At 67.3% G+C, this 13,490-nt stretch carries 15 protein-coding genes; 4 read left to right on the top strand and 11 right to left on the bottom strand.

The window, feature by feature from the left end; all coding sequences use genetic code 11:
• The first annotated feature begins 78 nt into the window (after positions 1-78).
• Together ACWDSJ_RS17630 and ACWDSJ_RS17625 are read left to right on the top strand one after the other, a co-directional pair.
• Positions 79-456 carry a hypothetical protein gene (locus ACWDSJ_RS17630; protein ID WP_450033148.1) on the top strand — a complete coding sequence of 126 codons (378 nt, stop codon included), beginning with the start codon at positions 79-81 and terminating at the stop codon, positions 454-456.
• Positions 457-1,383, top strand: a complete 927-nt coding sequence (locus ACWDSJ_RS17625) for a hypothetical protein (protein WP_450033147.1) — start codon at positions 457-459, stop codon at positions 1,381-1,383.
• Here the strand turns inward: ACWDSJ_RS17625 and ACWDSJ_RS17620 are convergent.
• The 5 genes from ACWDSJ_RS17620 to ACWDSJ_RS17600 form a co-directional block, all read right to left on the bottom strand.
• Positions 1,373-1,660: a hypothetical protein gene (locus tag ACWDSJ_RS17620; RefSeq protein ID WP_387362027.1), complete on the bottom strand. Its 288-nt coding sequence runs from the start codon at positions 1,658-1,660 to the stop codon at positions 1,373-1,375. The two genes, ACWDSJ_RS17625 and ACWDSJ_RS17620, sit on opposite strands and share 11 nt — an antisense overlap.
• 82 nt (positions 1,661-1,742) lie before the next feature.
• A complete protein-coding gene (locus tag ACWDSJ_RS17615) occupies positions 1,743-2,666 on the bottom strand; it encodes an aminoglycoside phosphotransferase family protein (RefSeq protein WP_450033146.1) in 924 nt (307 codons plus the stop codon).
• Between the two features lie 10 nt (positions 2,667-2,676).
• Complete coding sequence (locus tag ACWDSJ_RS17610) at positions 2,677-3,588, bottom strand: alpha/beta hydrolase (RefSeq protein WP_450033145.1); 912 nt, start codon at positions 3,586-3,588, stop codon at positions 2,677-2,679.
• 82 nt (positions 3,589-3,670) lie between these two features.
• Positions 3,671-4,105 carry a VOC family protein gene (locus ACWDSJ_RS17605; RefSeq protein ID WP_387362031.1) on the bottom strand — a complete coding sequence of 145 codons (435 nt, stop codon included), beginning with the start codon at positions 4,103-4,105 and terminating at the stop codon, positions 3,671-3,673.
• Between the two features lie 9 nt (positions 4,106-4,114).
• Positions 4,115-4,738 (bottom strand): class I SAM-dependent methyltransferase, encoded by a 624-nt coding sequence (locus ACWDSJ_RS17600; protein WP_450033144.1) that lies wholly within the window; start codon positions 4,736-4,738, stop codon positions 4,115-4,117.
• A gap of 167 nt (positions 4,739-4,905) precedes the next feature.
• Between ACWDSJ_RS17600 and ACWDSJ_RS17595 the strand changes: the two genes are divergently transcribed.
• The gene (locus ACWDSJ_RS17595) at positions 4,906-6,363 is read left to right on the top strand and encodes an amidase (RefSeq protein WP_450033143.1); all 1,458 of its coding nucleotides are present in this window, start codon (positions 4,906-4,908) and stop codon (positions 6,361-6,363) included.
• A gap of 169 nt (positions 6,364-6,532) precedes the next feature.
• On the opposite strand, the gene ACWDSJ_RS17590 is transcribed toward ACWDSJ_RS17595, so the two are convergent.
• The 3 genes from ACWDSJ_RS17590 to ACWDSJ_RS17580 form a co-directional block, all read right to left on the bottom strand.
• The gene (locus tag ACWDSJ_RS17590) at positions 6,533-7,783 is read right to left on the bottom strand and encodes a hypothetical protein (RefSeq protein WP_450033142.1); all 1,251 of its coding nucleotides are present in this window, start codon (positions 7,781-7,783) and stop codon (positions 6,533-6,535) included.
• 207 nt (positions 7,784-7,990) lie between these two features.
• A complete protein-coding gene (locus ACWDSJ_RS17585) occupies positions 7,991-8,242 on the bottom strand; it encodes a hypothetical protein (protein ID WP_450033141.1) in 252 nt (83 codons plus the stop codon).
• A gap of 512 nt (positions 8,243-8,754) precedes the next feature.
• Positions 8,755-9,543: a hypothetical protein gene (locus ACWDSJ_RS17580; RefSeq protein WP_450033140.1), complete on the bottom strand. Its 789-nt coding sequence runs from the start codon at positions 9,541-9,543 to the stop codon at positions 8,755-8,757.
• A gap of 92 nt (positions 9,544-9,635) precedes the next feature.
• On the opposite strand from ACWDSJ_RS17580, the gene ACWDSJ_RS17575 reads away from it, so the two are divergent.
• Positions 9,636-10,094, top strand: coding sequence for a MarR family winged helix-turn-helix transcriptional regulator (locus tag ACWDSJ_RS17575; RefSeq protein WP_450033139.1), 459 nt, complete (start codon positions 9,636-9,638; stop codon positions 10,092-10,094).
• Here the strand turns inward: ACWDSJ_RS17575 and ACWDSJ_RS17570 are convergent, their stop codons facing one another.
• The 3 genes from ACWDSJ_RS17570 to ACWDSJ_RS17560 all read right to left on the bottom strand — a co-directional run bounded on the left by ACWDSJ_RS17570 (position 10,095) and on the right by ACWDSJ_RS17560 (position 13,388).
• Positions 10,095-10,970 carry a 3-hydroxyacyl-CoA dehydrogenase family protein gene (locus ACWDSJ_RS17570; RefSeq protein WP_450033138.1) on the bottom strand — a complete coding sequence of 292 codons (876 nt, stop codon included), beginning with the start codon at positions 10,968-10,970 and terminating at the stop codon, positions 10,095-10,097.
• A 62-nt stretch (positions 10,971-11,032) separates the two neighbouring features.
• A complete protein-coding gene (locus ACWDSJ_RS17565) occupies positions 11,033-11,935 on the bottom strand; it encodes a hypothetical protein (protein WP_450033137.1) in 903 nt (300 codons plus the stop codon).
• 64 nt (positions 11,936-11,999) lie between these two features.
• Positions 12,000-13,388 (bottom strand): helix-turn-helix domain-containing protein, encoded by a 1,389-nt coding sequence (locus ACWDSJ_RS17560; RefSeq protein ID WP_450033136.1) that lies wholly within the window; start codon positions 13,386-13,388, stop codon positions 12,000-12,002.
• Positions 13,389-13,490: the final 102 nt, after the last annotated feature.

The raw sequence follows: 13,490 nt of genomic DNA, 5'->3' as shown, positions 1-13,490 counted from the left end.
GGCTATTCGATCACCTGTGGCATAACGTATTCCGACGACATGATCAAGCCGGGCGCGGCCCGGAGTTCAGGGGGTCGGGTGCAGCCGTCACAAGACGCCGGGCAGGTCGCGGCCGGATTGGCCTATCTGTGCGGGCATTTGGCGGATGTCCGGGAAACGCTGGGCGAGGACGGGAACGAACCGCTGCGTCGGCTGCTCGAGGTCGTGCGGTCCGGTGACGCCGCCGACGTCGGTCCGGCGCTCGACGCGGTCCACTCGGCCTTGCGGAGCGCGGGGGACGCACGGGGTTTGTACGGGAATCAGCGCGGGATCGGTCCGGTCGGGGTACGGCATCTCGAGGTCGTCTACCGCTGCCCGTTGGGGCGGTGCACGGGCCGCGCGGCCGGTGAGATCGACGAGGATTCCCCGCGCTGTGCCGTCGCCGGGCGAGAGTTGTTGCGCGAGCGGCTTTCCTGAATGGGCGGGCTGTGGAGCGAGCTGGCCAAGAAGCTCGCCGAGAAGTGGCTGACGCTGCTGGTCCTGCCCGGCGCGTTCTATCTCGCGGTCGCGGCGGCCGCACTCACGCTGGGCCACGCGCACGCGCTGGATGTCGGTCTGCTCGTGCGCAGGATCACCGCCTATGCCAAGGATCCCGCCGTCGGCACCACGGGCGGGCAGGTCGCGTTGTTGGCGGGGATTCTCGCCGGTGCGGCCGCGGCCGGGCTGTGCGCGCAGGCCGTCGGCACGCTGGTCGAACATCTCGCGCTGGCCGCCGACTGGGCCACCTGGCCGCGCCTCGTGTATCGGCCCGCCCGCTGGGCGGTCACCCGGCGCAGGCGGCGCTGGGAGGCCGCGGGCGCGGCCTACGACGAGGAACTGCGCAAGGCGCTGGCCCCCGATCCCGCCGACCGTCCCGATCCCGTACTCCGGCATCGCGCGGCCCGTACCCGCGCCCGCGTCGCGGTCGAACGGCCGGAACGACCCACCTGGAGCGGCGACCGCGTCCACGCCGCGGCCGTTCGGCTCGATCGAGACCTCCACCTCGACCTCGCCACCGTCTGGCCCCCGCTCTGGCTATTACTCCCCGACGCGGTCCGCACGCAGATCACCGACGCCCGAACGGCATCGACCCGCGCGTCCACGCTCGCCGCGTGGTCGATTCTCTATGTGCCGCTGACGATTTGGTGGTGGCCCGCCGCGCCGCTGGCTCTGGTCATCGCCCTGACCGCCCGCCACCGCATCCGCGCCGCGACCGACACCTACGCGACGCTGCTCGAGAGCGCGACGTGGCTCCATATCGGTTCGCTCGCAACGCAACTCGGGATCGAGCACGAAGGGGTGGTCACCCCGCAGCTCGGGCACGCGGTGACGCGGCTGTTGACGTCGGCGGAGTCTAATCGATGAGTTGCAGATTCACGATGGTCTCCCGCACGCTGTTGCGGGCGGCCTCGGCGGTGGCGGAGTCCGGGGAGTAGGCGCTCACCGAGATCCACGTATTGCCTTGCTGCGGAACACAAGTCACATTGACGATGACATTGTTGTTGCCGCCGATCAGCATGTAGTCCCCGTCATTGGCGGTCTCCCACACCTGATATCCGTGCTGGCGCAGGGAGTCGTCGGCGAAGCCGAGGCAGACATTGAGGGAGTTGGGCTTGGTGAAGGTGCCCCAGTGCGCGAACATGATCGTTGCTCCGTTTCGTGTGGTGGGTTGGGTTCGCGACGGAGCGTATGGAGGTCGTGGGTTGGGGGCCTAGCGTAGGGGGCTACCTGTTCGCCCTGTTCACGGGCGTGGCGGTGAGGCGGCGGAGGGCGGCTCGGCCGGGCGGGCCCCAGGTGGATTTCCCGCCGGGGCGGTTGTGGTCTCCGGCGTGGCCGATGAGGATGCCGCCGAGAGCGCGCATGGCGGCGCAGCCGCGGGCTCGGCGGAGGGTGGCGGGGTCTCGGGGGTGGATGGCATGGAAGTGGGGGATGGTGTCATCAGGGAGGAGAAGCCAAGGGGCGGTGAGGTCGTAAGCGGGATCGCCCGCGCAGAGGTCGCCGAAGTCGATGATGCCGGAGAGGGTGCCGTCGGTGGTGAGGATGTTGGCGGGGTGGAGGTCGCCGTGGAGCCAGAGGGGCGGGCCCTGCCAGGCGGGGGCGGTGATGGCGTCGTGCCAGACGGCGCGGACCGCGTCGGGGTCGGGGATCAGGCCCAATTGTTCTGCCCTGGTGAGGCTTTGAAGGAACGTGTCGGTGTAGTCGGCTAGCGGGCCGCCGCGATCGCGGCCTGTCGGAGCGTCCTCGGGCGCGGGGCGGTGCAGGGCCGTGAGGAAGGCCGCGAGGGTGGCGGCGGCTTCGCGGCCGCGGGTGATGGGGGAGCGGTCGGCGGGGGTGCCGGGGACCCACGTGGTCACGATCCAGGGGCGGGGGAAGCGTTGGGAGGGGTGGCCGTAACGCTGGGGTACGGGAACGGGGAGGGGAAGGTGCGGGGCGAGTGCGGGAACCCACCTGTATTCCTTGCGGAGCAGTGCGTCGGCGGATTCCGTCGCCCAGGGCAGGCGGACGGCGAGGTCGTCGCCGAGCCGCCACAGCTGGTTGTCCCAGCCTCGGGCGCCGAGGCGGATGGGGAGACCCGCCAGGTCCGGGTGCTGATCGCGCAGAAGGTCGCGCACCAGTTCGGCGGTGACCTCGATCCCGTTGTGCTCCACCGGGGTTACGTTATGCGGTCAAGTGGTGGTCGAGCCAGGTGTCGATGTCGTGGTGGGCGGCGGCGGCCATGGGGGTGGGGCGGAAGGTGAAGGCGTGGGGGGATTCGGGGTAGACGCGGAGGTCGATGTTGTTGTGGGCGGCGGACAGGCGGGCGGCTAGGGCTAGGTTGTCTTCGAGGACGGGGTCTTGGTCGCCGATCAGGAGGAGGGTGGGTGGGAGGTTGGTGAGGTCGGCGTAGAGGGGGGAGATGTCGGGGTCGGTGCGGTCGGGGGCGTGGGCGGCGTAGGCCCGAATGAAGTATTCGTCGGCGTAGCGGCGGCCGCCGGGGGTTTGTCCGGCGAGGTCGTAGGCGCCGAATTGCAGGACGGCGCCGGTGAATCGGTGGATCAGGGCGCGGTCGCGGAGGCGGAGCAGGGTGGTCATGGCCAGATTCGAACCGGCGGATGCGCCGATGATCGCCAAACATGTTGTGCCGAAGGTGGTTTCGGCGTGTTCCAGGAGCCACAGGGCGGCGGTTTCGCAGTCCTCGGGGGCGGCGGGCCAGGGGTGTTCGGGGGCCAGGTGGTACTGGACGCTGACCACGGCGACGCCGAGGGCGTCGGCCAGTCGGGCGTTGCGGGTGTCGTCACCGGCGTTCGCGCCGAGGTAGAAGCCCCCGGCGTGGATGTCGAGCAGAGCGCCTCGGATCTCGCGCTGTCGCGGAAGCGTGATTCGCACTGGGACGCAACGGTTCTCGGCCTCGGCGGTGTGCTCGGTCGCCCTGGTGTCCGCCGAGAAGGGGGTCTGCGCGGCCCGCACGCGCCGGAGTTCCTCGATGCCGGTGGGGCCCACGCCCGGTTGTCTGGTGGCGTTGAACCGTCGGGTCTCCTCGGCGAATTCGAGGAGCCTCTCGTCGATCAAATGGGTCAGCCCGATCTGCATGAGCAGGATCCAATCAGGCGGCGCGGCGGATGTCGAACAACCGAATCGTCTGTGCCGGAGCGTTTTCGGTTGTCGTCCGAGGTCAGTCCAGGCAGAACTCGTTGCCCTCGATGTCCTGCATCACGATGCAGGACTCGTTGAAGCCGTCCGCGGCGAGCAGCCGCACGCGCACCGCGCCGAGCGCGACGAGCCGAGCGCACTCCGCTTCCAATGCCGCGAGCCGTTCGTCTCCCGTCAACCCGGTGCCCACCCGCACATCCAGATGCACCCGGTTCTTCACCACCTTGCCCTCGGGCACGCGTTGGAAGAACAGCCGCGGCCCCACCCCGTTCGGATCGACACACGCGAACGCGGACCCCTGTCGCTCGGCTGGCAACGCGCTGTCGAATTCCTGCCAGCTCGCGAACCCCCGCGGCGGAGGCGGCACGACGTAACCCAGGATCTCGCACCAGAATCGAGCGACACGCTCGGGGTCCGCGCAGTCGAAGGTGACCTGGATCTGTCTGACCTGTGCCATCGGTCCACCCTAGCGGGCCACGCCGCGAGCATCGGGAGGGACGCGGGAGAACACCGCCACCAGGAAATCCGACCCCTCGGTGAACGGGCGGAGATCCCAGGTCGAGAGCCTTAAATCCGTTGTGAGACCGGACTTTTCGGCGTCGGCGAAGAACTGCGGGAACTCGTAGCCCCGGTCCGCGCCGAAACCGACGATCAGGCGGCCGGTGGGGGCGAGGTGGCGGGCGAAATTGGTGAGGACGGGGGTGCGGGTGGTGGGGGCGAGGAAGGTCATGACGTTGCCCGCGCAGACGATGGCGTCGAACTCGGTGGGGAGGTCGAGTTCGGCGAGGTCGCCGACGAGCCAGGTCGGGCCGGGGTGGTCCTGTTCGGCGGCGGCGATGAGGATCGGGTCGACGTCGACGCCGGTCACGACGTGACCGGCTCGGTGCAGGTAGCCGCCGATGCGGCCGGGGCCGCAGCCCGCGTCGAGGACCCGGGCGCCGCGGGGGAGCATCGCGTCGACGAGGCGGGCCTCGCCGACGATGTCGGCGCCCTGGGCCGCGAGGGTGCGGAAGCGTTCCACGTACCAGGTCGAGTGGTGGGGGTCGGCGGCGGTGAGGTCCTCCCACTGGCTGGGGGTGCGTTCGCTCACGGTTGTCTCCTCGGGGTCGGCATGTGTTCACTCTGCCATTACCGGGGTGATCGGCGGCGTAAGGGACGGGTCTTGACATTCGCGCGTCGGTGTGGCTACACGGTAGGCGAAAAGTGATGTGCCAGAACACCTTTCGAAACAGGCGCGATGTGTATAGCATCGGGTTCATGCCAGGATTCGAATACGCGACCCTGCGGGAGCAGGTTGCCGCGTTGCGGGACAAGAAGGTGTCGGCCGTCGAGTTGCTCGAGGCGAGTATCGCGCGAATCGAGCGGTTCGACGACAAGATCAATGCGGTCGTGGTACGGGATTTCGATCGGGCCCGGGTCGCCGCGAAACACGCCGATGAGGTGCTGGCGCGTGGGGAGGGTGGGCCACTGCTCGGGGTGCCGGTGGCGGTGAAGGAGTCGTTCCATGTCGCCGGTCTGCCGACGACGTGGGGGGATCCGGCCGCGGAGGGATGGCTGCCCGAGGAGGACGCGGCCTTGGTGACGCGGGTCAAGGGTGCGGGCGGGGTAGTGCTCGGTAAGACGAATGTGCCGCTGGCACTGCATGATTGGCAGTCCTACAACGCCATCTACGGCACGACGGCCAACCCGTTCGACCTGACGCGCTCGCCCGGCGGCTCGTCCGGCGGGTCGTCGGCGGCGCTCGCGGCCGGATATGTCGCGCTCGCGCTCGGGTCCGATATCGGTGGCTCGCTGCGGGTGCCCGCGCACTTCTGCGGCATCTACGCGCACAAACCGTCCCGCACGCTGCTCCCCGGGCGCGGGAACACGCCGCCCCGGGTGCCGGTCCTGCCGGTGCCGCAGGACCTGCCCGTGGTCGGGCCGATGACGCGCACCGCCGCCGACCTGACCTACGCGACGCTGCTGCTCGCCGGGCCCGACGAGGTGGAGGCGGTCGCGTACCAGCTGGCGCTGCGGCCACCGCGGCACACCGAGTTGGACGGGTTCCGCGTGCTGGTCGTCGACACGCATCCGCTGGTGCCGACCTCGGCGGTCATCCGGGAGGGGTTCGAGCGGATCGCGCGGGGGCTCGAGCGCGCGGGGGCCGTCGTCGCCCGGCACAGCGCGGCGCTGCCCGATCTCACCGTGACGGCGAAAACCTATCTGACACTGTTGATGTCGCAGTTCGGCGGCGACATGTCACCCGATGAGCACCGCAGGCTCGAGGCCGCCCTGGCCGAGCTGCCGCCCGGCGACGACGGGGTGGAGGCCACCATTCTGCGGGCGTTCCTGATCAGTCACGGCGACTGGGTCAAGGCCGACCGGACGCGCCACGCCCTCGCCGCCCAATGGCGACGGCTCTGCGGCGAATTCGACGTGGTGCTGTGCCCGGTCACCCCGACACCCGCGTTCCCGCACGATCATTCGGAGATGGACCAGCGCACGCTCGAAATCGACGGGGCCGCTTACCCTTACAACTACAACCTCATGTGGGCGAGTATCGCGACGCTGCTCGGGCTGCCGTCGACGGCGGTGCCGATCGGGCGGACGGATGAGGGGCTGCCGTTCGGGATGCAGATCGTGGGGCCGTTTTTGGAGGACCATACGACGTTGCGGTTCGCGGAGTTGGTGGAGCGGGAGTTCGGGGGGTTCGTGGCGCCGCCGGGGTTCGAGTGAGGTCAGGCGGGGTGGTGTTCAGGCCCCTGCTCGCACGACAGGCGAGTAGCACCCCGGCATTGCGACAGACAAGCTGCACGCGCGGCACCGAATGCCTCCCACTTACCGGACGTGGATACCTGCGAGACGATAGGCGCATCCTGGAATTGCCGAAATTACCCCTGCGAGTTTAAAGGCCGGTCGCCGATTTGATGGCAGCGGCGGCGAGTGCAGTACCGATCGCGGTTGCCGCGCCGAGTGCCCAAGTGCCCAGCTTTGCCAAGTGGCTCATGACTCTTGGGCCGTCGCCTTCGTCGGCGGCCGTCGCGGCGGCTCCGATCTCTGCGACGGCTGCATCCTCTTCGCGAGTGGAGGCAAGACCTCGCGCATACTGGCGAAGTCGCTCCAGCTCGGACGCCAGGGCAGGTAGATCGTCGGATTTGCTGTCGTTACTGAATGCGCTCCATGCCTGCTGAAAGTTGACGTGGTGTACGTGGGCATTCGGGCCCTGGATTGCCTGACCGTACGACTGATACTTATCGCCCATGACTACTTCCTGTACGTACGAACGGGTTCGCTCATCGTAGACCCCGTGTAGATCTACCAGCGCCGAAGCATAACGATCGACAGCTTGCTGATCGGGAAGATCCAAGAAGTCTTCTTCGAACAGCTCGAGCTCGCCCTTGAGGGTGCTCTGCAAGCACTCGTCCGGTGAGAACGACCGAGGTTGATATTCGGCAGGCGGCCATTCGACGACGGTTTGCGACCGCCCAGTCAATATGATCGTCGGGATTGCGATCCCCGCGAGCAATCCGTCGGCGTAGGTTGGATGTGGACCTTGGAAGGAGATCGCAAGGTTTGCGCCCCGTAACAGTTCGCAGCTTGCATAGGGGTCCACATCGTGGGACAGCACGAGACAGTCGTAGTCTGCGTCGCGTTCAATCCATTCGTGCAGTCCGTCCGCCATGCCGAGGGGCAGATGCTCGATTCCGACGACTACGCATGCCCGTCTTGTCGTCGATGGGCGAAACTTGGGGGGATTGGAGTCATGCATGAACATCTTGAACGTTCGGAGGGCGTGACGATGTTCGCGGGCCTCGCGGAGATACCAGCGAGATGAAAACCGTTGCTGTGTAAGTCGCGCGGAGAGCGCTGTGGTCGGGACCGTGTCCTCGACGAAGACCAATAGTGGAGTCCCGGTCTTAACGGCAAGATTGATCTCATACAAGATGTGCGGCGATACGCCATCTTCCCGGCGACTCAATACTGCGATCATCCCGTCGCTTGCGTTGAGGTGTCGCTGGAGCTTCGCGCTGTTGACCGAGCTGGAGGGAGGGTCGAGGCTCAAGGTCAATCCCTCACTGCGGATCAGCCTGGCGAAGAAGTCGACGACTGCGGCGTCGCGTTCCCTGTAGCTGTGCGAGAAGTAAACGATGCTCATCAGACCGCCGAGGTGTTCCGTTTCGACAGAATGCTATACGAGTTGAGGCCAGGCCGCCGCCGACCTGATGTCATTGCTGGAGGCGGCTGGACTCCGCGGGCGCGAAGACTCGCGGCGAGCTCGAGGGGCTGCTGTACGCCAGCGGTATGCATGACAGCCTTTACCGGGCCGCGGGAAGGCGGTATTCCAGGCGGCTCGGCCCAACATTCAGGTGATGCGCCGCCCTTGCTCACACAACACGGTAACACCATCGTGGACTGCCTCCAGGGCCGCCGACAGACGGTCGACGAGTAGCGGTTTCACCAGCGCAGCAGCGTCTTTCAGGGAACAGAAGGCTGCCGAGAGGATTTCGGTCGGGTTGAGTGCCATGGTGTTGAGGTCGGGTTCGGTCAGGATGCCGCCGTCGAAGACGAAGATGATTCTTTCGGGGCGGTTGTCTTGGGGGCGAACGTAATCCACGACCAGGAGGCGGCCTGTCGGGGTGTGCCAGCCGATCTGGGCTCGACCAGTAACACCCGGTCGCGCGGATCTCGGAACAGCACTCCGGCGGCCGTGCGCTTGCGGTTCAGTGTGGTGACGTACTGGTGTACCGGCAGGTTGTGGGGGTCGGATGTCTCGGATTCGCTCGACGTGGTCACGCGCGACACGGTAGCGACGTCCTGGGTGACTCGGGCGGAGGCGGGTTGCGTTTCGAGTTCGGCTGTGGCGGTGGAGGACCGGACCGGTGTGGTCCGGTCCTCCTGTTTCTATGCCCAGGGGCCCACGCCGCCGATGCGGTCGATGGTGATGTGGGTCAGATATCCGGCGGGCGAACCAGGGGGTGGGAAGCCGATGTTGGGGCCCAGGAGGGAGGTGGCGATTTCGTCCAGGAGTTCGGGGGCGCCGCCTGGATTCGAATGAGGTCATGCGGGTGGGCCAAAGTCGCCGCCGCGTAGGAGGGGGTCGTGGGACGTTGCCGCCGCTGGGCACGGTCAGTGCCTTGTGAATCCGCCGTTGACGGCGATGGGGGCGCCCGTGGCGTCTGTGCCGAGCATGGTCGAGATCTGGTGGTCGCCCGAGGTTGCGATGGTCCAGAAGCGTAGTGTCACAGCGGAATCGCCCTGGGTGCAGGTTTGTACGGGAGGGTCGAGTTTGGCGGTGTCGCCGCGGGTGACCAGCGTCCAGGAGCAGCTGTCGGGGGTGTGGGCGATCAGGCGGTTGCCGTAATTGGTTGTGAGGGTGATGGTTTCGGGCTTGGCGGTGTCGGCGGTCCAGGTTCCCTGGAAGGATTTGGCGGCCGCTGGATCGTCCTCGCGGGTTTTGGTGCGGGCGCCGTGCTGGAGGGTGAAGGTGTAGTCGGTGTTCTGGTGGTGGCTCAGGGCGGTGATGGATTCGGTTTCCTTGTCGCCGGTTACGCGGACGGTCCAGGCGGTTGTGGTGTAGGTGTAGCCGAAAGTGGGGTTGTGGCAGGTCTGGTTGGCGGGGTCGAGGGTCAGGCCGTCGGTTGTGGTCTTGAATTCCCAGGTGCAGCCGACGTCGGTGCGGCCGGTGACTCGGCCGGGGGAGGGGGAGGTGAAGATGATGTCGCCGATCTGCGGTGCGTCGGGGGCGCCGGGGATGTTCTCGGTCGCGTAGTTGGTCATGGTCGAGTGGTCGGGGAAGTTGTAGTTCCAGCGGCCGAGGTAGATGTCGGCGGTGGTCGGCTCCGCGACGGCCTCGGGTGCGGCGAAGACGACGGCGGCAGTCAGCAGGGCGAGTGCGGGCGCGAACGAGCGGGACATGGCTCTCACGGTCTTTCGGTTAGCTATCCTGAATGTACGGAATCCCCGATTACTAGGAAATCTAGCAATAAGGATGGCGAGAGGACAGCGGGATGTCAACCAGGAAAAGCGATTTGATCGATGGCGTGCTGTCCGGGATCGGCCGCACCGCCGAACGCAGTATGCGCATGAATCAGGGCGCCGCCGCACGACTGGGCGTCAACGCGACCGACATGCAGGTGCTGCAACTCCTCCAGTCGGGGCCGCGCACCGCGGGTGAGCTCGCGAAACTGACCGGCCTCACTACGGCGTCGATGACCGGTCTCATCGACCGGCTCGAGAAGGCGGAGTTCGTGACGCGGGTCCGTCACGCCACCGACCGGCGTCGTGTGCTGATCCACCTGAACGACGGCCGCGCTCGCGCCGACATCGCGCCCCTGTACGGCCCCCTCCTGGGCACTTGGCGGCGGGCGTTGTCCGCCTACACCGTCGAGGAACTGACGCTCATCACCGACTTCCTCGCCCGCGTCGAGGAAGGCTTCGACCAAGCGCTCGGCTCGCGGGAAGACTAGCTAGTGTTCGGGTTTCGGGTAGTCGTCGTAGAAACCCGCCCCGGATTTGGCGCCGAGCTTGCCTTCGTCGATGTATTTCTGGAGCAGGATGCGCGGGCCCTCGGGGAGGTTGGGGTTGTCCTTGGCGTAGTGCTGTTCGATGTCGAGGACCACGTCGAGGCCGACCTGGTCCATCATTCGGAACGGGCCGGCCTTGGTGCCGAAGTTGAGGGCGAACATTTCGTCCACGTCCTGGGGGATCGAGACGCCTTCGTAGACGACCTCGAGTGCTTCGCGTTTGATCGCTGCCCAGATACGGTTGAAGATGAAGCCGGTGCTCTCCGTGCGGCACAGGAATGGGTGCAGGCCGTATTCGGGGAAGGTGTGCAGGACGAAGTCGATGATCTCGGGGGCGGTGTGGCCGTTGGACATCACGTCCAGGACCGTCGAGCCGGGTGGCATGTAGAAATGCGTGTTGAGCATGCGGTTGTTGGTTTTCAGGCCCTCGGTGAACAATCGGCTGGCGTACGACGACGAGTTGGACGAGACCACGGCGTCCGGCGGGCAGTCCGCGTCGAGTTGCGCGAAGATCGTCTTCTTCAGGTCGAGGTGTTCGGGAACCGCCTCGATCACCAGCCAGGCTCGCGCCACCGCCGTCTGCTGCTCGGGCACGTAGGTGATGGTGCCCGGCGTGCCGCCGTCGACCGTCGCGGCCACCGCGGGCAGCTCGCCCATTGCCCAGTCGACGGCCCGATTGCCTTGTGCCGCAGCGGGATCGGTGATCTGCACCACCCCGCCGCGGGTCGCGAACATCAACGCGATACGCCTGCCGAGCGTGCCCGCGCCGATCACGGCGACCGGCCGATCGCGGTAGTCCTGCGGAATCGTGCTCACCATGGGCTCCTTCGACTCGAATCGGCGACTTGCCTTCTGGCGGAATGTCATTCGTGGATTCACCGCTACAGCTCGGCCAGGGCCAGACCGGTCAGCGCGCCTCCGGTGCGGGCGATCACCGTGTCGATGCCCTCGTCCAGATCGACCAGGCGGATCGAGCCGCTCAAATCGCCTACGTAGAAACGGGATTCGCTCACGGCGGCCACTCCGATCGCCTCCCGATAACCACTCGACAGGATCCGCACCGATCCTGGCTCGGGACGCACCGGCGCGCGGTTGAGAGTGTTGCCCGTGGGTTCCTTGCCGCGGTCGGTCCACACCAGCGTGTCACCATCGTCGCGCAGTTCCAGGTCGATCGGCTCCGGCAAGTCCTGCCACAGGACCTCGATATCGGTGCGGGCATTCGCGGGCATACCCGGCGGAAGATCCAGCGGCGCACGGAAGATCCGGCCGTCGCCCGCCTTGGCCGCGCCCTTCTGGGTCCAGTACAGCAGGCGGCGGTCGGTATCCACCGCGATCCCGACCGGCCAATTGCGCACCACCTGCGCATCCTCGGTGCCCTCGCCGGTGACCACCAGCGCCCGCAGATCACCACCGTCGAGATCGCAGGTCAGCACCTGCATTCCTTCCCGGTCACACCAAAACAATTGCCCCGCTTGGAAATCCGCCGTCAGCTGCTTGCCGGTCGTGAACGCGCCGGGCGCGACGATCGTCACGCGATTGCCGCCGTCGAGATCGACCCGCTCGATCATCCCGTTGTGGCGGAAGAACGGCGGCTCCCGTCCCGGTGCCGGAGCCTCGTCGGGGGCGCCCATGCTCGTCCAGTAGATGTGGCCCCGGTGATGGTCCACGGCGATGCCGTCGGGGACGGCGTCGAGGCCGTCGACCAGCGTGCGGATCTCGGTGCCGTCCAGGGAGATCGCGTGCATGACGCGGGCGGCGATGTCGAGCGCGAGCAGTTCGGTCACGATGTGGCCTCCGGGGTCGGAAACTACAGCACCTGGTGCCTGCGTGGTTCATCGTAGCCGATGGCTAATAATCGGCAAACTGGGCATATGGGGCATGCCCTATGCCGGTGCGCCGCGCGAACGAGTGCAGTCCTTGGAGTGTGTTCGCGGTGGGATGGCGGAGCAGGCTGAGGGTGATCTGCTGGATCGGTTTGCGGAATCGGACTTCGTCGGGCGCGGCCTGTTCGGCGGACAGCAGGGCGTTGTAGCAGTGTTCGGGTTTGTCCCATTGATGGAATGCGCGGGCGACATCCGACCAGTAGCGAGCGCGGCGTTCGGCGGAGGGGATGGCGGCGGGGTTGATCTGTCGCGCGGCCTCGATGGCGGCGCCCGCGTCCCCGAGTGCGCGTGCGGCGCTGACCTGATACAGCCCGACGGCGGTCGGTCCGAATCCGGTGAGGTCGTCGAGTTGTTCGGCCGCGTCGCGCGCTTCGGTCAGCAGGGTGCGGGCGGCGTCGCGGTCGCCGTCGACAGCGGCGGTGTAGGCGGCGGTGGACAACAGCGATCCGTACATCGCGAGATGCCGAAGTCCTTGCCGCAGTTCGGGTTGCAGCGAGGCGGCGGTATCGACGACCAGTTGGTGTGCGGTGGCGGCGTGTCCGGTGCGGCGCAGCACGATCGCCCAGGCGCGGCGAGCGTCGGCCTGAATGAGGATGTCGTCGCTGCCGTGTGCGACCTGTACCGCGCGATCAGCGGTGGTCCACGCGAGCTGGTCGCGGCCGAACTTGACCGTCAGTTTGGCTGCCAGGATGTAGGTCCGGGCGAGCAACGCGTTGGCCGAGGCGATCTCCTCGGCGTGGCGTCCATGGGCGCGGGTGGCCATCGCCGCAGGCAGCAGTACGGGCAGCCGCGCCGCGACCTCGGCGTACCGGCCGAGGTCGAACGCCGACCGAGCCGCCGCCAGATCATGCTCGATCCGCGCACGTTCCATCGGTGCGCTCCCGGAAGGCCCAGCCAACAGGATCTGCTCGAGGGCGCGGAGGGGGTCGGCGGCGTCCGGCGATCGTGTCGCGGAACTGCCGAGGACGACGGCGGTGCCTGCCAGGCCCGTCAGTCCGGTCAGCAGCGTGCGGCGACGCATGTCGGCCTCCTCGTCCGGCGCGGAGATGACGCCGACGATAGCGGTGGGTGAGCGCACACGCATGGGTTGTGGTGGAGTGTCGGCCAATCCGAGCAGCGACGGTGGAATATCGAGAGCGTCGGCGAGGCCGCGCAGCACACCGACATCGGAGAGATGCTGCTTGCCGGTTTCCAGCCGCGACAGTGTGGAGATCGAATAGTTGGTGCGCTGTGCCAAGTCGGCGAGGGTCAAAGCGGCCGCCCGGCGGACAGCGCGGACGACCGCGCCGTAGTCACCGGACGCGGCGGCGGTATGGACGGCGTCGAGATCCCAGATCGGATGACCCTGGTTCATGCCCGAGTCCCTTTGTCAGACCGAGAGTTCGAGCGTATCGAGCGGATCGACCAGTGCGCCAGATGGTTTGCGTGGTCCGCAAAGTGCTGCCGCACTCTGCAA

The organism is Nocardia sp. NPDC003482, assembly GCF_053588115.1.
This window is presented reverse-complemented; position numbering and strand designations above follow the sequence as displayed.